The sequence below is a fragment of the Sideroxydans sp. CL21 genome (genome assembly GCF_902459525.1).
Lineage (GTDB): Bacteria > Pseudomonadota > Gammaproteobacteria > Burkholderiales > Gallionellaceae > Sideroxyarcus.
On record NZ_LR699166.1, the window covers coordinates 344,238 to 365,166 of the forward strand.

Below are 20,929 nucleotides of genomic sequence, written 5' to 3' on the forward strand. Positions count from 1 at the left end.
GATGTTTTCCTCACTGTGCGGATTTAAGGGCGGGCGCAGCTTCTCCCGCATAACGGCCGGTGCCCAGGCTGGATGGGCCGAGGCGTGCGTACTTGAACATCAGGTACAGCTCCACCACCAGCAGGCCGGTATAGAAAAACATGAAGCCGGCAAGCGAACCGTACAGGCTGTTGACCGAAATGGTCGAAGTGGAAAGATTGGTCGGCAGGATGCCGAAGATGGTCCACGGCTGGCGGCCATATTCCGCCACGAACCAGCCCATCTCAGAGGCGATCCAGGGCAGTGGGATGAACCACAAGGCCCAGCGCAGCAACCAGCGTTTTTGCTGGAAGGTGTTCTTGGCCGAATACCAGAACGACAACGCAAACAGGGCAAAGAAGGAGAAACCCAGTGCCACCATGATGCGGAAGGTCCAGAACATGGGAGCGACCCTGGGGATGGAGTTGCGCGCTGCCTGCGCGATCATTTCCGGCGTCGCCAGAGAGACATCGGCGGTGTATTTCTTCAGCAGCAATCCGTAGCCCAAATCGGCCTTGTGTTCTTCGAAGCGCGCTTTAGTCGCATCGTCGGCGGTCTTGGCGCGCAACTGTTCGAGCGCCTTGACGGCGATGGTGCCGCTCTGGATGCGCTCGACGGCGCGTGCTTCGAGCTGGTCTATGCCGGGAATCTGTGTGTTCGCGGAGCGGGTGGCGATCAGGCCGAGGGCGTAGGGGATCTTGATCTCGGCCCTGTTCTCGCGTTTCTCATCGTCTGGAATTGCAAACAGCGTAAAGGACGCCGGGGCTGGCTCGGTCTTCCACATGCCTTCCAGCGCAGCTAGTTTAGTCTGCTGGTGTTCGGTGACGGCATAGCCGGATTCGTCGCCCAACACGATCACGGACATGGCCGATGCAAAGCCGAACGCGGCCGCGATGCGGAACGAGCGCTTGGCGAATTCGATATCCCTGCCTTTCAGCATGTACCAGGCGCTGATGCCAAGCACGAACATGGAGCCGGTGACGTAACCGGCCGACACGGTGTGCACGAATTTGGCCTGCGCTGCCGGGTTGAACACCAGTTCCTTGAACGACGTCATTTCCATGCGCATGGTCACGTAGCTGAATTGCGAGCCGACCGGGTTCTGCATCCAGCCGTTAGCGATGAGGATCCATACCGCCGACAGGTTGGAGCCGATCGCCGTGAGATAGGTGATCAGCAGGTGCCTGCGTTTGGAAAGCTTGTTCCAGCCGAAGAAGAAGAGGCCGATGAAAGTGGATTCGAGGAAGAATGCCATCAGGCCTTCGATGGCCAGCGGCGCGCCGAAGATGTCGCCGACGTAGTGCGAGTAATAGGCCCAGTTGGTGCCGAACTGGAATTCCATGGTGATGCCGGTGGTGACGCCGAGTGCGAAATTGATGCCGAACAGCTTGCCCCAGAATTTGGTCATGTCCCGGTAGATCTCCTTGCCGGTCATGACGTACACCGTCTCCATGATGGCCAGCAGGAACGAAAGGCCGAGCGTCAGGGGGACGAACAGGAAATGGTAGAAGGCCGTGGCGGCGAATTGCAGCCGCGACAGGTCGACGACTTCTTGGGTAATCATTTGTGACTCTCCTCGTGAGGTTCAGTTGTGTTTGCTGGCAGCGGCGCGATCAGGGCGGCGGCAACGCGGTCCGGATTCATACCCTCGGTCATGCCGTGTATCGACGGATGGCTGAAGAAGGCATACCAGAGACCGTAGAGCACCAGGAATTTGATCGCCAGAGCAACGGCGATCTCGCGGCGTAGCGTCTTTCTCGCGCCACCGGTGTTGCGTTTCAGCCGTGGCAGTTGCATGTGTGACCTTGTCCGCTTGCGTGAACGTGCTCATCGCCGTCCGGATCGCCATGGTCGTGGTTGCAACCTTCGCTGGCTGGTTTCACTCGACCTGCGAGGAATGCCTCCACTGCCATGCCGGGATCGCTTTCTTCAGTAGCGACCACCAGCACGCCGCGTGCAGCCAGGTGCTGGATAAAGCCTGCTCCGGCACCGCCGGTGATCAGCACATTCATGCTGTCGAGGGGGTGTGCGGCGCGATGATCGAAGCCATGGATCGCCATGTCGGCATCAAAATCGAGTCGTTCAACTTCGCGGGAAGGTTCCTGTCCGTTGGCTTCGAAGACAATGAAGCGACGCGCACGTCCGGCGTGGCCAGTGACGGTGCGGTAATTCTGGCTGGTAACTGCTATACGCATGAGATTCTCCTGACTGTTAGTTGGGAGGAAGCGACGGGCGTCGAAGCAGCGGGCAAGTACTGTTTGCGAGAGGAGTGCCCTCGGACTGTTTCTGGCAGCAAAGGCTACGCCGCTTCCATGCGCTCTGCAATGCAAGGCGTGTGCCACGTTTGTCAGAAAAAATCTAACAGCCTAAGTTCGTTGCTGTTTTCAGATCTGCTTGCGGCGAAATGTCGCATGCGTGCGATGGAAATAAGCCAGATAATTCTGCCATGGTGGCAGGGATATCCGCCATCATGGCAGAGTGGACTACTCTCCAAGTCGCTTCAGTTTCCGGTATAGCGTTCTTTCGCTGATACCGAGTTCAGCCGCCAGTTTTTTGCGGCTGCCGCGATGATGTGCGAGCCGAGTCTCCAAGGTCTGGCGTTCCAGTTCTTCCAGACTTGCGTATTTGCCGGTATTGTTTGCACGCAACGCGTGACCGGAGCGCACTTCCTCGGGCAAATGTATTGGCTGTATGGCTTCGCCATCGCATAACAGGCTGGCGCGCTCGATGATATTCCGCAATTCGCGCACATTGCCGGGGTAGTCGTAGTGGAGCAACAAATCAATGGCCTCCTCGGAAATTACCAGATTTCGGTCGGCCGCAACGCGTGACAAAAGAGACATCGCCAGCAGGGGAATATCGGAGGATCGTTCGCGCAAGGCAGGCAGTTCAACCGGAAATGTATTGAGCCGGAAGTAAAGATCTTGCCGAAAACTGCTGCTGGTCACCATTTCGCGCAGGTTGCGGTGTGTCGCCGAAACCAGACGGATATCTGCTTTGTGAGGTTCGGCAGAGCCAACGCGCCGATATGTGCCGGTTTCAAGCAGGCGCAAGAGCTTGACTTGCATGACCAGAGGAATGTCACCCACTTCATCGAGGAACAGTGTTCCGCCGCTGGCAGCCTCGATCAACCCTACGCTTCTGGTGTTGGCGCCTGTAAATGCACCGCGTTCGTGACCGAACAGTTCGCTTTCGAACAACGTTTCGGTCAGCCCCGAGCAATCAAGTGCAACGAAAGGTTTGCCAGCCCTGCGGCTTGCGTCGTGTATCGCCCTGGCTACGAGTTCCTTGCCGGTGCCTGACTCTCCCAGGAGCAGCACGGTGGCCTCCGAAGGCGCAACTCGCGCAACCATTTCCAGCATGTGTTGAAAGGCTGGCGCTCGCCCGACCAGTCCCTGTGCATCGGAAAGTCCACGGGCAACGGCAAGGGGCTCCATTTTCTCGATGAAGTAAGCGATATCGCCCTTGGCGTCGCGTATGGGCGATAACTCGATGTTGACATAAGCCTCTCCCTGCGGAGTTTGGTGCAGGTGAAGTACACGTTCCCGTTGCCCTGAACGGAGGCTTTGCTGAAGCGGGCAGGTTTCGCCTGCCTGATCGCAGGGGACGCTGAAATGATGGGAAATATCGAAACAGGTGCGACCCGCATAAACCTGGTTTACGCCGAAGCTGCGCCGGTAGGCATTGTTTGCTGCCAGTACCCTGTATTGGCGATCGCACAGAATATGTGGCTCCGGGAGTGTTTCTATGAAGGATACAAGTTCGGGGAGTAGAGGAGATTTCATAATGCGGCAATTCCACTTGAGTGACAAACACTGCTATGATGGCAGTGCTGACACTACTATGCAAGCGATGACAGCGAAGTAATTTTTGCAACCCATTGTATTTTATGAGCCTTGTTTTCTGGTGCTGTGGCTCGAATCTTGCGTTGGAGATTACCTGTCTGCTTTTAAAGGTAAAGAATCCAATCGTGGTGTTCCGGCAAATCAGAAATGCTCCAACCGGTGCTTACAGTTATATCCTGGGTGATCGCAACAATCCGGTCTGCATAGTCGTGGATCCGGTTGCAGAAAGCCAGGATGTGCTGCTCGCGCTGATTGGCGATTCTGGACTGGATTTACATTTAATTTTGCTGACCCGTGCGCATTCGACTACAGGCCAGAGCGCAGTCTCGCTGCGTAACCGAACTGGTGGAATCATTGTCGCCGGTTCGGGCTGCAAACACTTGGAAGCTGATTTGCAAGTGGCTCATGGCGCACACATGACGTTCGGTGATGAGGTCGTGCATGTCATTGGTACCCCCGGTAACACGCGAAGTAGCGTGTGCTACCGTTGGAGGGACAGGTTGTTTTCCGGTGATACCTTGCTCATTGGAAATTGTGGCAACACCAATATGCCTTGCGAAGATCCGGGAAGCCTGTTCGACAGTGTGACGACTCGACTGTTTACGATGCCGCCGGAAACGCTGGTTTATCCGGGGCTGGATGTAAATGGACGCACTGTATCCACCATAGCAGAGGAAAAGGTATCGAATCCATGTTTCAGTAACCGCAGCAGGGATTCCTTTGTGGCGCTAATGTCTTCTTAGCTGGTACCGAGCGGCACTAAACTTCGCAGCCCTTCCTAATTTATTGATCCAGATGGGCTGAGACGATTCGAAACTACATTTTTTACAAGGCTGAAATATACGCATAACTACGTACATTTATGTAAGTTGCCGAAGCAAGGCTATAACAATTTCTCCCCGATCAGTTTTCTTGGATTCATCGGCTTAAAATTTTGCCGGTTTCATTTTTTGAAAAATTCGGAATGGCTGTACATAAATTAACAGATGTTTGATGCATATTTAACGCAAGCTTGACGCAGGCGGTTTTAACTGAGAGGATGCCGACTGGTCTGCATTTGGAGCGCTAACCCGATGAAACCACTCGGGTAATTTTGATTCAAAGCTGACTTTTGATTTGGATCGTTGCCGGTGGCTATACCGCTGTTAATTAGAAAGTTTATGAAAGCCGTAAGTATGCTGTAAGGGAAAGGTGCGCAAGACACATCGCGGCTAAAAGGTGTGTTCTGCGCATTTATTGTTAACTTGCTCGAGGAGGAGACTACTGTGGAAGCTACGCAAGCGACACCAGTAAAGTACGATATGGAAGTCGTCCGATGGTTCACCATCGCGGCTGCCATTTATGCAGTCGTTGGGACGTTAGTCGGTGTGTATATCGCATCGGAATTGGCGTTCCCGTTTTTGAACTTTGATATCCCATACATCACGTTTGGACGCTTGCGTCCGCTACACACCAATGCGGTTATTTTCGCATTCGGTGGTTGCGTGTTGATGGCAACCGGCTTCTACATGGTGCAAAGAACCGGAGCCACAAAATTGTGGAGCAACGGCCTAGCATGGTTCACCTTCTGGGGCTGGAACCTGATCATTGTGTGTGCTGTGATCAGTCTGCCGATGGGGTGGTCGGAAGGCAAGGAATACGCTGAATTGCCATGGATCGTGGATATCATGATTGCGGTCGTGTGGTTGTCCTTCGGTCTGAACCATATCATGACCGTGGCGATCCGCAAGACTTCGCATATTTATGTCTCCAACTGGTTCACCATGGCCATGATTGTGATGATCACCTATCTGCATGTGGTCAACAGCTTGGCTATTCCTGTCAGCTTGACGAATTCCTATTCAATTTTCTCCGGCGTGCAGGATGCCATGGTGCAATGGTGGTGGGGCCACAATGCTGTGGGTTTCTACCTGACCGGCGGCTTCCTCGGCATCATGTATTATTTCGTTCCCAAGCAGTCGGGTCGTCCAGTGTTCTCCTATCGCTTGTCTGTGTTGCACTTCTGGGCACTGACCTTTGGATACGTGTGGCTGGGCGCGCACCACTTGCAATACACCGCATTGCCTGACTGGACCGGCTCTTTGGGTGCCGCCGTCTCTCTGGCAATGATCATCCCGTCCTGGGGGGGGCGATGAACGGCATGATGACCTTGTCCGGTGCTTGGGATAAGTTGCGTACCGACTATATTTTGCGATTCCTGGTTGTTTCCCTTGCGTTCTACGCGATGTCAACGTTCGAAGGTCCGGTCATGTCCATCAAGACCGTTAACGCGCTGTCTCACTACACAGACTGGACCGTTGGTCACGTACACTCCGGTGCTTTGGGCTGGATGGCAATGGTTGCTTACGGCGCGATGTACCACATGGTGAAGAAACTGTGGGGTGTAGAAAAGATGTACTCCGACAGTCTGGTGAACGTCCACTTCTGGCTGGCGACCATCGGTACTGTGGTGTATGTCGTTGCGATGTGGGTCTCTGGCATCATGCAGGGTCTGATGTGGCGCGATTACGATGAGTACGGCACATTGACCTATACCTTTGTTGAGTCTGTCTCTGCGATGCATCCGTATTACGCGATGCGTGCAGCAGGTGGCCTGATCTTCAACATTGGTAGTTGGATTGCCCTGTTCAACATCGTGATGACCGTGCGTCAGGCGAGCGCTTTGCGCTCATCCGGCGCCGTTCCCGCTAAAGCATAAGGAGTGAGACATGTCTGATCACGACAAAATCTATTCGACCAAATTTCAGGACAATATTGAGCGTCACACAGTTCTGATGTTTGTGATGATTGCGATCGCTGTGGCGGTCGGCGGTATTGTGGAAATCGTCCCGTTATTTTATCTTCCCAATACCGCGATGAGCGGTGGGAACGGTACTTTCAACGGCACGGCCCACAAGGATAAAGAGGGTAACGTTGTTCCGATGGATAAAATCGTCTGGAATCCCGCAACATCCGCCCACAAGACTCTGGAAGACTGGCAGCCCGGCGACGGTGTTCGTCCCTACAAGCCTCTGGAGTTGGCTGGACGCGCTGTTTATATTCGTGAAGGTTGCTATCTGTGTCACTCACAACAGATACGTCCATTCCGCGACGAAAAGGACCGCTACGGTCACTATTCAATCGCGGAAGAGTCAATGTACGACCACACCTTCCAATGGGGTTCCAAACGTACCGGTCCTGATTTAGCTCGTGTCGGCGGCAAGTACTCGGATGAATGGCACCGCCGTCACCTGAGCTATCCGCGCGAAGTGGTGCCGGAATCCGTCATGCCGAACTTTTTCTGGTTGGAAAAGATGCCTGTGAATGTGACGGAGACCGTGCAAGCGATGAAGGTCATGACCATCATGCCGTTCAATCCGGTACCCAAGTCTATTTACACACCTGCCTATATTGACGGCGCTGCTGCGCAGTTGGAAGGCAAGACCGACATGGATGCCCTGATTGCTTTCCTGCAGGGATTGGGCAACCACGTCAAGTTCGAAGAGGGTGTTAACTATCGTGACTAAGCTAATGGGATATCTTGGCATGGATGTCGCTGCCATGACCACAAACGATTGGCTGGGCGTCTTTTTTGTCCTGGTTGCTGCGTTTGGAATGGTGGCGGTATATGTCATGGTGTTCCGTCCGGCTAACAAGGCCACGTTTGAGTCCCAGCGCAGTATGGCGCTGGATGACGAAGACCCTATCAATATGGGAGAAAAAAGATGAGTGATAAACACGATGCAAGCGGCGTGCCGACAACCGGTCACGTTTGGGACGACGATCTGGGGGACTTTACCAATCAACCTCCGAAGTGGTGGATGCTGGGCCTGACAGCCAGTGCAATTTGGTGTGTGGTGTACTGCCTGTTCTATCCGTCCGTTCCTATTTCCAACGCACATGGTTTTTTCAAGGGAATCGGTGGATGGACCGCGATTAACGAGATGGAAGCGGATAAAAGCGTGGTTGACGATGTGCGCGGCAAGTATGAAACCAAGCTTAAGGACATGACGCCTGCCGCAATATTGGCTGATAGCGAATTGACCGAATACGTGACCCGTTCCGGCAAGGTGCTGTTCGGCGATAACTGTGCAGCCTGTCATGGTACTAACGGTGTGGGTACGGTAGACAAGCAAGGCTTGTTTGCTCCCATTCTGCGTGATGATGACTGGCTGTACGGCGGCAAGATCGATGACATCCACACATCCATTGTTGGAGGCCGCCAAGGGGTAATGACTCCTCACAAGGGCGTGTTGTCCGATCAGCAGATCGACGACGTGGCCCAGTATGTCAAGGCAATGAGCGAAGAAGGCAAGGACAAAGCAGATGCCGACTCAGCAGTTGCAGCTGGCAAGAAGGTGTTCATGGAAAGTGACTGTACAGCGTGTCACGGTGCTGATGCCAAGGGCATACAGGCTATGGGCTCAGCTAACTTGACAGACAAGGTATGGCGCTTTGACGGGTCATTGGAAGGCATCAAGAAGACAGTTGCGTATGGTGTGAATGCCGGTCCTGATGCTCGCATTGCAGTGATGCCATCCTTCAAAGCGGCTGGCAAATTGAGTGATGCCGAAATTAAGAAGTTGGCTGTGTATGTGTACAAATTTGGTGGCGGTCAGGCCGACGCCCCATTAGCTAAATAAGTCTGTCTCGGTCTGCACGGGCTAGCCCGTGCAGACGCTTACTAATAAAGGAGTAAATTGAGATGAATCATGATGCAGTTTTCTGGGCAGTGATCATTGCTGTTGCAGGCTCCGCCCTTACAGCAGTTTGGCTACTTTATTTGGCATTCCGTAACGCGATGAAGAGCAAGGATAATAAATAGGCTATCGGTAATTGAAAAAGGGAGGAGAGCGATACTCTCCTCCCTTTTTCTCATTGACCAAGGTGTTTGCGAATCAATTTGTTGAAATATACGAGCCGATTCGGAAATATCTTGATCGCAGTCAATTCATAAATTGACGAAAAAATTTCTAGGAGAGTAGTGTGAATAATGAAATAGAAAACAAGGAGATGGGCGCCGTTACGACCATCTATCACGAGTTCGAATCATGGAATGCCAATCTGGGAGAAAAAACGATTCATGCCAAGCGCATGCCGGGATTTTTTCGAACCGTAAAAAACTATACGCAACTGGCTTTGTGGCTCCCTTTTTTCTTGGGGCCTTACCTGCGCTGGAATGGCAAGCAGGCCATCCTGTTCGATATCCAGAATCGCCAATTTCACTTTTTCAGCCTGACGGTACTGCCACAAGATATCTGGATGTTGTCACTGGTATTGTTAATGGCGGCGATGACACTATTCGCAGTGACATCAGTGGCCTCGCGCGTGTGGTGCGGTTATTTCTGCTTTCAGACGGCATGGACCGACTGGTTCACATGGTTGGAGGACAAGATTGATGGCAACCCATCCGCACGTCGAAAACTGGACGACGCACCTTGGAGTTTGGATAAGATCAAGAAAAGAGTGCTTAAACATGCACTCTGGATGCTGATCGCTTTGCTCACTGGTATCAGTTTCTCCGTCTGGTTTGTTGATGCACGTGACTACTGGAGTAACCTGATCCACCTGAATTTGCCCAAGGTGGGTTGGGTTGTGCTTACCATGTTCTTTTTTGGTACCTATATCCTTGCCGGGTTTTTGCGCGAGCAGGCCTGCTTCTGGCTCTGCCCGTACGCGCGCATACAGGGCGTCATGAGCGATTCGCAGACCATCATGCCCGCATATGATGTAAAGCGCGGTGAGCCGCGCGGAAAACTGCGCCGCGGCGGAGAAAGTGTTGCGCCGCAAGGCGACTGTATCGACTGCTTCCAGTGTGTGCAGGTCTGCCCTACCGGTGTAGACATCCGCCATGGAAGCCAGTTGGGCTGCATCACATGCGGACTGTGCCTGGATGCTTGCGATGCAATCATGGACAAGATCGGCAAGCCGCGTGGCCTGATTCGCTATGCCTCGCTGGATGAACTATCGGGTAAGCCAACGCATAAGCTGTACCAGCATCCCCGAACGCTGGTCTATGTTGGTATCATTCTTGTTGCTCTTTCCGGCATCGTGTACGGATTGACGCATCTGGGGGCAATGACCTTGCGAGTGATTCCAGATCGTCAGCCGCTGTTTGTAACGATGAGCGACGGTTCGATCCAGAACAAGTACGAATTCAAGGTGGTTAACAAGACGGATAAAGATATTCATGTGAGGGTGGCGGCAGAGGGTGGTGTAGCCGGACAGGTTATTATCGGGGCCGAGGAGCCGCTGTTGACCCATCATGGCCGCGGAACTTCTTTCACCATCTTCGTCAAAGCGCCGGGGGCAAGCGTCAAGGAAGAGATAACTCCGATTGAATTCAGGGTGGAAGGGGTCGAAGATCCGACGGTTTCCGCTGAATACAACAGCAAATTCAACGGCCCAAAAAATTAAAGGAGCGATGAAATGATTTCACAAAACAATAAAACCGGTTTGCGCAATCCCTGGGTATGGGGCATGTTAGCGTTGATCACGGTGGTGCTGGCAGTGAATGCAACCTTCGTCTGGTACGCTACCAAAGGGACTCGATCAACACTGGTCGATCGCGATTACCAGACCAAGGATCGCAAATCGAACGAGGAGGAGTTGAGCGAACTTAGGGCACAACATGCCTTATCCTGGCAGACGGAGGTCAAAAAGCCGGTATCCGTTGTGATGGGTACGCCGACTGCCTATGAGATTGGAGTGACGGACAGAGCGGACCAGCCGGTAAGTGGCATTCTGGAAGTGGTCGCCTATCGGGCATCCGATGCCAGCAAGGACTTTTCTACCACATTCAAGGAAGTTGCTCCCGGCCGCTACCAGGGGTACATCAGTTTTCCACTCAAGGGGTATTGGGAGTTGCATATCCGTATACAGCGCGGTGAGGATATCTTTAACGTGGCGACAGACAAGTTCATGGTCGCTGCGGCGTCGTAGTTGTCAGTAAAACTGCATGACGCCGCGTAGCCATTCCGACGCAGGCGGCTGCTTTCACTGCGGACTGCCCATCCCGCTTGAGGCGGCCTTCCATGCACGACTGGATGATGCAGAGCGGGATTTCTGCTGCTTCGGCTGCCAGTCGGTGTGCAGCGCGATCTATGAAGCCGGATTGCAGGGTTACTATCAGCGCACGCCGGAAGGCGTGTTACTCGCACCTCCCCCCGAACTTCCCAAAGACATCGAGATTTACGACTTTGACGAAGTACAGCAGGAATTCGCCACTTCCTCGGGCGATATCCGAGACATACATCTATTGGTAGAGGGTATACATTGCGCCGCCTGCGTGTGGCTCATCGAGCGCGGATTGCAGCGCACGCCCGGAGTGCAGTCGGCCGACGTCAATCTGGCGGCGAAGCGACTGCACCTGCGCTGGGACAACTCGCGCAGCAAATTATCCGACCTGATTCGCGCGCTGGCAAAGATCGGCTATGCCGCCGTACCCTACGATCCGGAAAGCGCAGAAGGCGTAATCCAGAAATCAAACCGGGCCATGCTCTACCGCCTGTTCTTCGCCGGCTTTGCCATGATGAACATGCTTTGGATATCCATTGCGCTGTATAGCGGTGCGGACCACGACGAGTTCAGGCAATTTTTCCACTGGGTCGGACTGGCGCTAGCCACACCGACTTTGCTGTATTCTGGATATCCATTTTACCGCGGCGCATTGGGCGGCTTGCGCGGCGGTCATCTTACGATGGACATGCCTATTGCCATAGGCCTGAGCGTGACTTATGCCTACTCGTTGTATGTGACCGTAACGCACAGCACCATCGGTGAGGTGTATTTCGACACCGTTACCAATCTGATTTTTGTGATTCTGATCGGGCGCTATCTGGAAGGGATGTTCAGGCACCAGGCGGTTTCAGCCACCAAACGCCTGATGGAATTGCAGCCGCGCGTCGCCATTGTAATGCGTGACGGCGAGGAACAGATGACACCGATACGCGGCGTGAAACTGGGAGATCACGTGCTCATCAAACCGGGCTATAAAGTGCCGGTGGATGGTGTAGTGCTTGAAGGTCGTAGCGCAGTGGACGAGGCCATGCTGAGCGGTGAATCCGTTCCGGTAAGCAAAACAGCAGGGTCCCAGGTTTTTGCGGGCACGGCAAACACAAATGGAGCGCTGCTGGTGGAAGTGCGTGCGCAATTGCGGGACACAACCTTGTCCAGGATCATCAGACTGGTCGAAGAAGCGCAGTCCTCGAAAGCGCCCATACAACGCCTTGCCGACGCCATCGTACCGTGGTTTGTGCTGGTCACGCTCATCTGCGCAACGATCACCTTCTTCATCTGGAACAGCCACGATTTCGAGATCGCCCTGATGGCCGCGACCTCGGTGCTTATTATCACCTGTCCCTGCGCGCTGGGCATGGCCACGCCGATGTCCATTGCCGTGGCCTCGGGTCTGGGAGCCAAGCACGGTATTCTGGTCAAAAATGGTCTGGTGCTCGAGACTTTGTCCAAGGTCACGCACTTCGTGTTCGACAAGACCGGCACCTTGACCGAAGGCAAAATGAGTGTGGCACAGGTACAAGTCGCGGCAGGCTGCAACGAACAGGAATTGTTACAGTTTGCCGCTGCAGTGGAGCGTTACAGCGAACATAGTGTCGCCAAGGCCATCGTTGAAGAAACAGAGTTAAGGCAACTGATGTTTCGCGATCTTGGAGCGGACGCATTTCAGGCAACGGCGGGGCTGGGCGTTGAGGCCAGAGTCGCCGGACATTCTGTGCTGCTTGGCAGCGCAGAATGGTTGATACGGCACGGCATAGAGCTGGATGAGGAATTGCAGACCGGGGCGCACGAACTGGAAACACAGGCAATGAGTTGTGTTTACATGGCGCGTGAAGGCAAGCATGTGGCGATCATCGCACTGGCCGACAAGCTGCGCGGCGACGCGCAACAGATGATAAGCGAACTCCGTGCGGCAGGCATCACGCTGATGCTGCTGACCGGAGACCGCAGGCCGGTTGCCGAGGCCGTTGCGCGCCAGCTTGGCGGCATGGAAGTCATCGCAGAAGTGTTGCCGCAAGACAAGGATCAGGTGATCCGTCGTTTGCAACAGAGTGGTGCGGTGGTGGCCATGGTGGGCGACGGTATTAACGACGCTCCGGCACTGATTCGGGCCGATGTCGGCATTGCACTTGGTTCCGGCACCGATGTTTCGGTGGAGAGCGCAGACATCGTGCTGATGTACAACGAATTGGACAAGGTCAGACAGGCCACACAGTTGTCGCGGCGCACCCTGCTTACCATCAAGCAGAATATCGGGCTATCTTTCGTGTATAACGCCATCATGGTGCCGCTGGCGATGATGGCGAGAGTAAACCCGCTGGTGGCCGCCATCAGCATGCCGATAAGCTCGCTGATCGTGATCGGCAATGCAGCGCGCATACGCACACTATTCAACAGGCATTGAGGTGAATTTATGGATGTGATCTACAGTTTGATACCCGGCATGATGTTCTTCGGTGTGTTGCTCGTTATTGTGCTGGTGTGGGCGGTAAAGAAAGGGCAATACGAGGATATGGAAGGCAACGCCAATCGTATCCTGCTGGATGACGATGACGATATGCTGCGCTCAGACAAGCCCAAGGAAACGAACGCCGACAAGAAGTAGGCGTTCACGCCGGAATTATTTCAGGATTTCCCCGTTCGCCATCAAGGGTCGAACCAGCAAATCAAAATTCCTGGGAGGGACATACTGCAACAGAGGCTTCTCACCGTTACCCAGTGTGATATCCAGGCCGTCCTGCGGATATAGCCAGTGAATCAGGCCACTCTTGGTTTCCTGGACGCGTTGCGCAGGTTGTCCGAAGCGTTTGAGGAATACCGCCTCATCCACGCGCAGGCTGGGCAGGTAAGTCAGGCTGCTTATCGGCCAAGTACGCAAATGCGCAATGTCTTCCGGGGTCAGGGTGATTTTTTTGCCGCTCCCGGTTGTCGCCATGCGCAAGCCGCGTTCATACATATCCTGCAATTCTTTTTCGGGAACGTCTATGGTCAACACGACCTTGGAGGGCAGTCCGGCCAGATTGACCTGTTCGAAGAACACTTCGGCGATCAGCTTGCCATCGGGCGATTTGAACAGACTCGGTATGGCCTCTTCCTTGAACCTGAGCTCAGCCTCATTGGCAACGGATTCACCGAGAGTCAAGCCGAAGACGCGCACCGAATCCCGCGTCGGGTGCTCGATGTGCCATGGCAGGTCATCACTGCGCTTGGGTTCTCCCGGAATTAGCAAGGAACCTGCGATAAAAAGTACGGACGCGATGCCGACTCCCCAATAGATCTTGCTTTCAGCTGACATGGCGGGCCTGGTTCGGGTTAAACGGAAGTGACGGAATTTGACTGATCCGGATTTTGTTCGACAAAGCGTTTGGGCAATTTGCCGTGGCGGGCCTGATACATCGAATCATTGCCCAGCACAATCAGCACCAGCAGCGAAACCATGAACGGCAACATGCCGACTCCGCCCAGCAGGGCAATGGTCGTGATCTTCGACCATCCCATCATTTTCGAGAGAAAAAGGCCGATGCCGATGACCGCGCAGGTGATAGTCAGGAGCTTCATGAAATGGCTGTTACGCTTGTCGGCAATGATCCAGTGCGACTTGACGAACCAGGTTTCATCGCTCTTGGCAATCTGTTTTGCCTTGATGACGATGTAGCCGGTAATCACGAAGGAAGTGATCGGTACGATCAATACCATCAGCGGAAAGGTGCTGAACACGCCGAAAGTGGATGCGAACACCAGAATATGGTTGAAAACCAGATTGATCAGAAAAATCTCGTGCGGCCACTTGGCACGGACCATTTCTTCGGGCGATATGGTGAAATGCTGGTGCATGTTGCTCTCCCTCGAATTGTCAAAAAACTGAAGTCCGCCATTAACAGCGCAGGATACCAGTTTTGGTGGATTTATAGAACGCGGCAATAATGACGCATCAGGTATGGCTGACGAAACTGCGCAGGCGGAGCAAGTCCATGATCTCGACTTCGCGCACCCTCACATTGAGCAGGCCGTTTTCCTGAAAGTGCGAGAATGTGCGGCTGACCGTTTCCAGCTTCAAACCGAGATAGCTGCCGATTTCCTGCCGCGTCATGCGCAGATAAAAGGAAGTCGGCGAATAGCCGCGCGCACTGAAACGCTGCGAGAGATTTAGCAAAAAGGCGGCCAGACGTTCCTCGGCGCGCATCGAACCCAGCAGCATCATGATGCCCTGGTCGCGCACGATCTCGCGGCTCATGATCTTGTGCAGATGGCGCTGCAGACTGGGCAGCTCGCGGCTAAGCGTCTCCAGCCGGTCAAACGGAATTTCGCAGATCTCGCTGTCTTCCAGCGCCACAGCATCGCAGGTATGCACATCCGAGCTGATCGCATCCAGCCCGATGATTTCCCCGGGCATCTGGAATCCGGTCACTTGCTCGCGCCCGTCTTCATGCAGCACCTGGGTTTTGAAGAAGCCGGTGCGGATAGCAAACAGGGATTGAAAATGTTCCCCGCAACGGTAAAGGTATTCGCCGCGACGGAAGGTGCGTTTCAGGCTGGTCAGCGCGTCGAGCTGCTGCATCTCCGCGCCCTCCAGGCTGACAGGAAGGCACAGTTCACGCAGGTTGCAGCTTGAGCAGGCGATGCGTAATGCTGAATTTGAAACGGCGTTTTGCACTTGTTTATATAGGGGTATTGCGCTTTAGAGAGTAGAAATATGACATGGTTTTTGACCTATATCAAACGTATTTTGCGGTATGCTGGCACATTCCGGAATCCGAATAATTTGTCGAATACCTCATGCTCGCCAATAAAGAAATAAGTCCCCAGTTGGAAGTCGATCTGGACCTCATACGCCGCCTGGACAAGAACGGCCCGCGTTACACCTCCTATCCCACGGCGGACCGGTTCGTTGAGGCGTTCAATGCCGAATTGTACGCTCAATGGGTGGGTAAACGCGAAGTTGGTGGCATCAGCCGGCCGCTGTCGCTGTATGTCCACATTCCGTTCTGCAACACCCTGTGCTTTTACTGTGCCTGCAACAAGGTGGTGACCAAGGATTTCAGCAAAGCGGACCAATACGTGCGCTACCTCGTCAAGGAAATCGAGATGCAGGCCGCTCTGCTGGGCAATGACCGCCGCGTCGAGCAACTGCACTTCGGGGGCGGGACGCCAACCTTCCTGAGCGACGACGAATTGCGCACGGTGATGGGTGCCATCCGAAAGAATTTCCAGCTGGTGGAAGACGGCGAATATTCCATTGAGATCGACCCGCGCAAAGTCAGCGATGCGACGGTCGCCCTGCTCGGCGAACTGGGTTTCAACCGCATCAGCATCGGTGTGCAGGATTTCGATCCCGAAGTGCAGAAAGCGGTGAATCGCATCCAGAGCGAAGCAGAGACGCTGCAAGTGATCCGAGCCGCGCGCGCCAACGGCTTCAAGTCGGTCAGTATCGACCTTATCTACGGACTGCCCAAGCAGACTCTGGAAGGAATTAAAACCACGCTGGATAAAGTTATCGCGGCCGATCCGGACCGTCTTTCCATCTACAACTATGCGCACATGCCCAAGTTGTTCATGCCGCAGCGGCGCATCCATGAAGAAGATCTGCCTTCACCGCAAACCAAGCTGGATATTCTGAAACTGGCGGTGAATACCCTTACCGATGCGGGCTACGTCTACATCGGCATGGATCACTTCGCCAAGCCCGATGATGAACTGGCCGTGGCGCAGCGCCAGGGGCGCCTGCACCGCAATTTCCAGGGTTATTCGACACATTCGGACTGCGACCTGATCGCTGTCGGCGTCAGCTCCATCGGCAAGGTCGGCCCGACCTACAGCCAGAACTTCCGCGAGCTGGAACCTTACTACGATGCGCTCGACAACAACATCCTGCCCATCATGCGCGGCATGGAGCTGAATGCCGACGATCTGGTGCGACGCGCAATTATCCAGGCGCTGATGTGCCATTTCGAGCTATCGAAGGAGTCGTTCAGCATCTCCTACCTGATCGATTTCGACCAATACTTTGCCACCGAACTGAAAGAACTCGCCGAATACGAAAAAGAAGGGCTGCTCAAGCTCTCGCCGCAATGGATCACCGTCACCCCCAAAGGGCGTATGTTGATCCGCAATATTTGCATGGTTTTTGACAAATATCTGCGCACAAAACAAGAACACACGCGCTATTCCAAAGTCATCTAGGTAGCACTGGCTAACGTCAGTGAGGCGCCGCCGCAGGCACTTTTGCGGGGGCGGCTTGATACTTTGGGGTAAAATGAGCCTCGTTTAGGAGCGAGAGAAATAATGAAACAAGTTGATGATTTCCGCCTGAAGTTCGGCAAACGAGAGCTGGTCCCGATCATGGTCGGGGGTATGGGCGTGGATATCTCCACCGCGGTGCTGGCACTGGAGGCTGCCCGTCTGGGTGGTGTGGGCCATATTTCCGATGCCATGCTGCCTACCGTCTCGGATCGCCGTTACGAAACCGACTTCGTCAAGACCAAGCTCCTGCAATACAAGTACAACATCGACAACTCCGACAAAACGGATATCAAGTTCGATCTGGGCCACATTGCCGAATCAACCCGCCTGCACGTGAGCAAGACCATGGAAGCCAAGCGCGGCACCGGCATGATCTTTATCAACTGCATGGAAAAGCTCACCATGAACGCCCCCAAAGAGACACTGCGGGTGCGTCTGCAGGGTGCGCTGTCTGCCGGAATCGACGGGATCACCCTGGCAGCCGGGCTGCATCTGGGTTCGTTTGCACTGATGGAAGACCACCCGCGTTTTCGCGATGCAAAACTCGGCATCATCGTTTCCTCGCTGCGTGCGCTGCAATTGTTCCTGCGCAAGAACGCACGCACCAACCGCTTGCCCGACTACATTGTGGTGGAAGGTCCCCTGGCCGGAGGCCACCTTGGGTTCGGGTTGGACGACTGGATGAAGTACGACCTGCGCACAATCACCAATGAGGTCCATCAATACCTGCGTGACGAAAAGCTCGACATTCCGGTGATCCCCGCAGGCGGAATTTTTACCGGCAGCAATGCGGTGAGTTTCCTTGAGGAAGGTGCTGCCGCGGTACAAGTTGCGACACGCTTTACCGTGTCGAAGGAATGCGGCCTGCCGGAAGATGTGCAGCAGGAATATTTCAAGGCCAGCGAGAGCGACATCGAAGTCAATACCACTTCGCCCACCGGCTACCCGATGCGCATGCTGAAAAACAGCCCGTCCATCGGCTCTGGCATCCGTCCCGGTTGCGAATCCTACGGCTATCTGCTGGATGCCAACGGGCACTGCGACTATATCGACGCCTACAACCGCGAAGTGGCACTGCATCCGGATGCCAAGAAGATTCAGGTCTTCGACAAGACCTGCCTGTGCACCCACATGCGCAACTTCAAGTGCTGGACCTGCGGGCATTACACCTACCGCCTCAAGGACACCTCGCGCAAAAATGCGGACGGCAGCTACCAGATCCTTTCCGCCGAACATATCTTCAAAGACTACCAATACAGCACCGACAACAAGATCGCCTTGCCCGAGGCTTGAGTCACCTGCTTCCTGTCAGGCGCTACTTCGGGTCGGGTGATGCAAGCTCCCTTCTTGCTTGTTGGCAATTCCGACTTCGACCGCAACTCGGCGACATTTGGCGCTTCCGTCGTTCAGCATAAAGACGCTTGCCATTCTGAAGCAGCGGTATAACCGACCCTTCCGAGGGCGGCGCTCTTGTTTATAATCCGTACAATATTTCCCGGCAGGTGAAGATATGAACAAATATCTGAAATATGGTCTGTGGTCGGTTTTGGCAGTGACGGCGCTGGTTGCGGCCGTTGTTGCATACATTGCGCTGACCTTTGATCCCAACGCATACAAACCCAGGATCATCCAGGCGGTAAAAGAAAGCAAGCAGCGCACCCTCAAACTGGACGGCGACATCAAGCTGCACTTTTTTCCCAGCATCGGCGTCAGCCTGAGCAAAGTGTCGCTTTCGGAATTCCAGAGTGAACAGGAGTTCGTCTCCGTCGACAATGCCAGTGTCTCGCTCAAACTGCTGCCCTTGCTCGTCAGGCAACTCGTGGTGGACGAGGTCGCGGTGAGCGGCGTCAAAGCGCAATTCGTCAAATACAAGAACGGCAAGACCAACCTCGACGATCTGATGGGCAAAGAGGCAGCACCTGCGCCTGCGCCCATTCCCGCGCCTGTCCCAGCCCCCGAGGCCAGCGCACCCATGATGTTCGACATCGCATCCGTGCAACTGGACAAAACCGAACTGAGCTATCGCGATGAGGCTGCCGGTACGAGCTACAGCGTGCAGGACTTGAGCCTCAAGACCGGGCGCGTTGCCAACGGTGTACCCAGCAAAGTCGATTTTGCCGCGCATATCCAGTCCGGCAAGCCCAAGTTGGATATCGCAGCGCAGATCAAGACGACGCTCACGTTTGATCTGGAAAAAAACCTGTTCCAGGTGCAGGGGTTGGATTTGCAGGCAAACGGCAATGCACTGGATTTTACGGACTTGGTCGTGAAAGCCAGCGGCGATGCCAGTGTACAGCCGACAACACAGGCATTTTCGATGAAACAATTCGCGCTCAGCGCGAGTGGGATGAAGGAAAAGAATAAATTCGAGGCCAGGCTGGATGCACCGGACCTGAACCTGACCAGGGATAAATTCACAGCTGACGGCATTGCCCTGAACGCCAAGCTGGACGGGGCGCTCGGCAATATCATCGCGACGCTGGCGCTACCCGGCATAGAAGGCAATGCAAGCTCCTTCAAGGTAAGCTCGATGGCGCTGGACGTCGATGTGAAACAGGCAGAGCAGGCTTTCAAGCTGAAACTCACCTCTCCGGTTGCCGGCAGCCTGGATGGGCAGCAATTCAACCTGTCAGACCTGAGACTGGCGCTTAACGCCACCGGCGACAAATTGCCCGGCAAGAGCATCAGCAGCGAATTGAAAGGCAGTATCCAGGCAGACCTTGGCAGACAAAGCATTCAGGGAAAATTGGCAGGCGGGCTGTTGCAAAGCCAGATCAAGGCCAAGCTGGCGGTCAATAATTTCAGCGTGCCGATGATACGTTACGATCTGGAGGTCGACCAATTCGATGCCGATCCCTATATGCCGAAAAAGACCGCGGCGAACGCGGAACAAAGCAAGGCACAAGGCTCGGCAGCAGGGCAAGGCACGGGCATATCAACAGCAGCTCCGGAGCAACCGTTCGATCTTTCCGCATTGAAGACGCTGAATCTGGAAGGCAGCCTGCGCATCGGTTCGCTCAAGGTGGCCAACATCAAGGTCGCGCAACTGCGCGTGGATGTGAAAGCGAAGAACGGCATGGTCAATATCGCACCGCTTTCCGCCAGGCTGTATCAGGGCAATATCGACGGCAGGGCATCGGTGAACGCAGAGACCAACAGCTTTGCCCTCAATGAAAAATTCACCGGCATCGACATCGCACCGCTGCTGAAGGATACGGCCAATCTGGACCTGGCCGAAGGACGTGGCAACATCGTGCTTGACCTCACCGCGCAAGGCAACACCATCGGCGGCCTGAAGAAAGCGCTGAACGGAAAAGCCTCGGTGGATCTGGCGAACGGGACGATCAAGGGCGTCAACCTGGAAAAACTCGTACAGGGCGTGCAGAACCTGGGCAAGGAATCCAATATTCAGACGCTGGGCGTGGACAAGAGCGAGAAGACGCCATTCAGCGAATTCAAGGCCAGCTTCAAGGTGCACAACGGTGTTGCGCACAACGACGACCTTGCGGTGAAATCCACCGTGTTGCGCGTGACCGGCAAGGGCGATATTGACATCGGGCACGGCAACATGGATTACAACGCCAAGGCCATTTTCGCCAAGACGGAACAGGGCAAGACCGCCACCTTGCCGGTGAACATCAGCGGCACCTTCGACGACCTCAAATACAAGGTTGATTACAGCGCGCTGCTCGCCGATGTCGCCAAACAAAAACTCGACGAGAAAAAAGAAGAACTGAAAGCCAGGGCCAGGGAAGAATTGAAAAATAGTTTGAAGGACCTGTTCAAGTAATCATGCCGTCTATCTGCAAGCCAATAAACACGGTCATCTT

The 20,929-nt window shown here is 54.4% G+C and carries 18 protein-coding genes and 1 pseudogene; 12 read left to right on the plus strand and 7 right to left on the minus strand.

All coding sequences use genetic code 11. The features are described from left to right. Positions 1 to 10: 10 nt before the first annotated feature. The 4 genes from QOY30_RS01710 to QOY30_RS01725 form a co-directional block, all read right to left on the minus strand. Positions 11 to 1,582: a cytochrome ubiquinol oxidase subunit I gene (locus tag QOY30_RS01710; RefSeq protein WP_283742910.1), complete on the minus strand. Its 1,572-nt coding sequence runs from the start codon at positions 1,580 to 1,582 to the stop codon at positions 11 to 13. Then, positions 1,579 to 1,815, minus strand: coding sequence for a cytochrome oxidase putative small subunit CydP (gene cydP, locus QOY30_RS01715; protein ID WP_283742911.1), 237 nt, complete (start codon positions 1,813 to 1,815; stop codon positions 1,579 to 1,581). The genes QOY30_RS01710 and cydP overlap by 4 nt, the downstream gene beginning before the upstream one ends. Next, the gene (locus tag QOY30_RS01720; protein ID WP_283742912.1) at positions 1,797 to 2,213 is read right to left on the minus strand and encodes a NifB/NifX family molybdenum-iron cluster-binding protein; all 417 of its coding nucleotides are present in this window, start codon (positions 2,211 to 2,213) and stop codon (positions 1,797 to 1,799) included. Before QOY30_RS01720 ends, cydP begins: the two co-directional genes overlap by 19 nt. Positions 2,214 to 2,501: 288 nt before the next feature. Beyond that, on the minus strand, positions 2,502 to 3,803 hold the full coding sequence (locus QOY30_RS01725) for a sigma-54 interaction domain-containing protein (protein ID WP_283742913.1): 1,302 nt from the start codon (positions 3,801 to 3,803) through the stop codon (positions 2,502 to 2,504). Between the two features lie 104 nt (positions 3,804 to 3,907). Between QOY30_RS01725 and QOY30_RS01730 the strand changes: the two genes are divergently transcribed. The 9 genes and pseudogenes from QOY30_RS01730 (at position 3,908) to ccoS (ending at position 13,464) form a co-directional block, all read left to right on the plus strand. Further along, positions 3,908 to 4,606 carry an MBL fold metallo-hydrolase gene (locus QOY30_RS01730; protein WP_283742914.1) on the plus strand — a complete coding sequence of 233 codons (699 nt, stop codon included), beginning with the start codon at positions 3,908 to 3,910 and terminating at the stop codon, positions 4,604 to 4,606. A 558-nt stretch (positions 4,607 to 5,164) separates the two neighbouring features. After that, a pseudogene (ccoN, locus tag QOY30_RS01735) lies at positions 5,165 to 6,561 on the plus strand (cytochrome-c oxidase, cbb3-type subunit I). Between the two features lie 10 nt (positions 6,562 to 6,571). Further along, positions 6,572 to 7,369 carry a cytochrome-c oxidase, cbb3-type subunit II gene (gene ccoO / locus QOY30_RS01740; protein WP_283742916.1) on the plus strand — a complete coding sequence of 266 codons (798 nt, stop codon included), beginning with the start codon at positions 6,572 to 6,574 and terminating at the stop codon, positions 7,367 to 7,369. Continuing rightward, entirely contained in the window at positions 7,362 to 7,571 is a 210-nt protein-coding gene (locus QOY30_RS01745; protein WP_283742917.1) for a cbb3-type cytochrome c oxidase subunit 3, read from the plus strand. The genes ccoO and QOY30_RS01745 overlap by 8 nt, the downstream gene beginning before the upstream one ends. Next, positions 7,568 to 8,485 carry a cytochrome-c oxidase, cbb3-type subunit III gene (ccoP, locus tag QOY30_RS01750; protein WP_283742918.1) on the plus strand — a complete coding sequence of 306 codons (918 nt, stop codon included), beginning with the start codon at positions 7,568 to 7,570 and terminating at the stop codon, positions 8,483 to 8,485. Before QOY30_RS01745 ends, ccoP begins: the two co-directional genes overlap by 4 nt. A gap of 343 nt (positions 8,486 to 8,828) precedes the next feature. Beyond that, complete coding sequence (gene ccoG, locus QOY30_RS01755; protein WP_283742919.1) at positions 8,829 to 10,259, plus strand: cytochrome c oxidase accessory protein CcoG; 1,431 nt, start codon at positions 8,829 to 8,831, stop codon at positions 10,257 to 10,259. A gap of 12 nt (positions 10,260 to 10,271) precedes the next feature. Then, the gene (locus QOY30_RS01760) at positions 10,272 to 10,784 is read left to right on the plus strand and encodes a FixH family protein (RefSeq protein WP_283742920.1); all 513 of its coding nucleotides are present in this window, start codon (positions 10,272 to 10,274) and stop codon (positions 10,782 to 10,784) included. A gap of 16 nt (positions 10,785 to 10,800) precedes the next feature. Continuing rightward, a complete protein-coding gene (locus tag QOY30_RS01765; RefSeq protein WP_283742921.1) occupies positions 10,801 to 13,263 on the plus strand; it encodes a heavy metal translocating P-type ATPase in 2,463 nt (820 codons plus the stop codon). Between the two features lie 9 nt (positions 13,264 to 13,272). Beyond that, positions 13,273 to 13,464: a cbb3-type cytochrome oxidase assembly protein CcoS gene (gene ccoS / locus QOY30_RS01770; RefSeq protein WP_283742922.1), complete on the plus strand. Its 192-nt coding sequence runs from the start codon at positions 13,273 to 13,275 to the stop codon at positions 13,462 to 13,464. A gap of 15 nt (positions 13,465 to 13,479) precedes the next feature. Here the strand turns inward: ccoS and QOY30_RS01775 are convergent, their stop codons facing one another. The 3 genes from QOY30_RS01775 to fnr all read right to left on the minus strand — a co-directional run bounded on the left by QOY30_RS01775 (position 13,480) and on the right by fnr (position 15,513). Then, positions 13,480 to 14,154, minus strand: coding sequence for a hypothetical protein (locus QOY30_RS01775; protein WP_283742923.1), 675 nt, complete (start codon positions 14,152 to 14,154; stop codon positions 13,480 to 13,482). A 17-nt stretch (positions 14,155 to 14,171) separates the two neighbouring features. Further along, positions 14,172 to 14,693 (minus strand): hypothetical protein, encoded by a 522-nt coding sequence (locus tag QOY30_RS01780; RefSeq protein WP_283742925.1) that lies wholly within the window; start codon positions 14,691 to 14,693, stop codon positions 14,172 to 14,174. A gap of 97 nt (positions 14,694 to 14,790) precedes the next feature. Further along, a complete protein-coding gene (gene fnr / locus QOY30_RS01785) occupies positions 14,791 to 15,513 on the minus strand; it encodes a fumarate/nitrate reduction transcriptional regulator Fnr (RefSeq protein WP_283742926.1) in 723 nt (240 codons plus the stop codon). 122 nt (positions 15,514 to 15,635) lie between these two features. Between fnr and hemN the strand changes: the two genes are divergently transcribed. From hemN to QOY30_RS01800, 3 genes are all read left to right on the plus strand, one after another. Next, positions 15,636 to 17,039, plus strand: coding sequence for an oxygen-independent coproporphyrinogen III oxidase (hemN, locus tag QOY30_RS01790; RefSeq protein ID WP_283742927.1), 1,404 nt, complete (start codon positions 15,636 to 15,638; stop codon positions 17,037 to 17,039). A 102-nt stretch (positions 17,040 to 17,141) separates the two neighbouring features. After that, on the plus strand, positions 17,142 to 18,392 hold the full coding sequence (locus tag QOY30_RS01795) for a nitronate monooxygenase (RefSeq protein WP_283742928.1): 1,251 nt from the start codon (positions 17,142 to 17,144) through the stop codon (positions 18,390 to 18,392). A 217-nt stretch (positions 18,393 to 18,609) separates the two neighbouring features. Further along, complete coding sequence (locus QOY30_RS01800) at positions 18,610 to 20,889, plus strand: AsmA family protein (RefSeq protein ID WP_283742929.1); 2,280 nt, start codon at positions 18,610 to 18,612, stop codon at positions 20,887 to 20,889. The last annotated feature ends 40 nt before the right edge of the window (positions 20,890 to 20,929 follow it).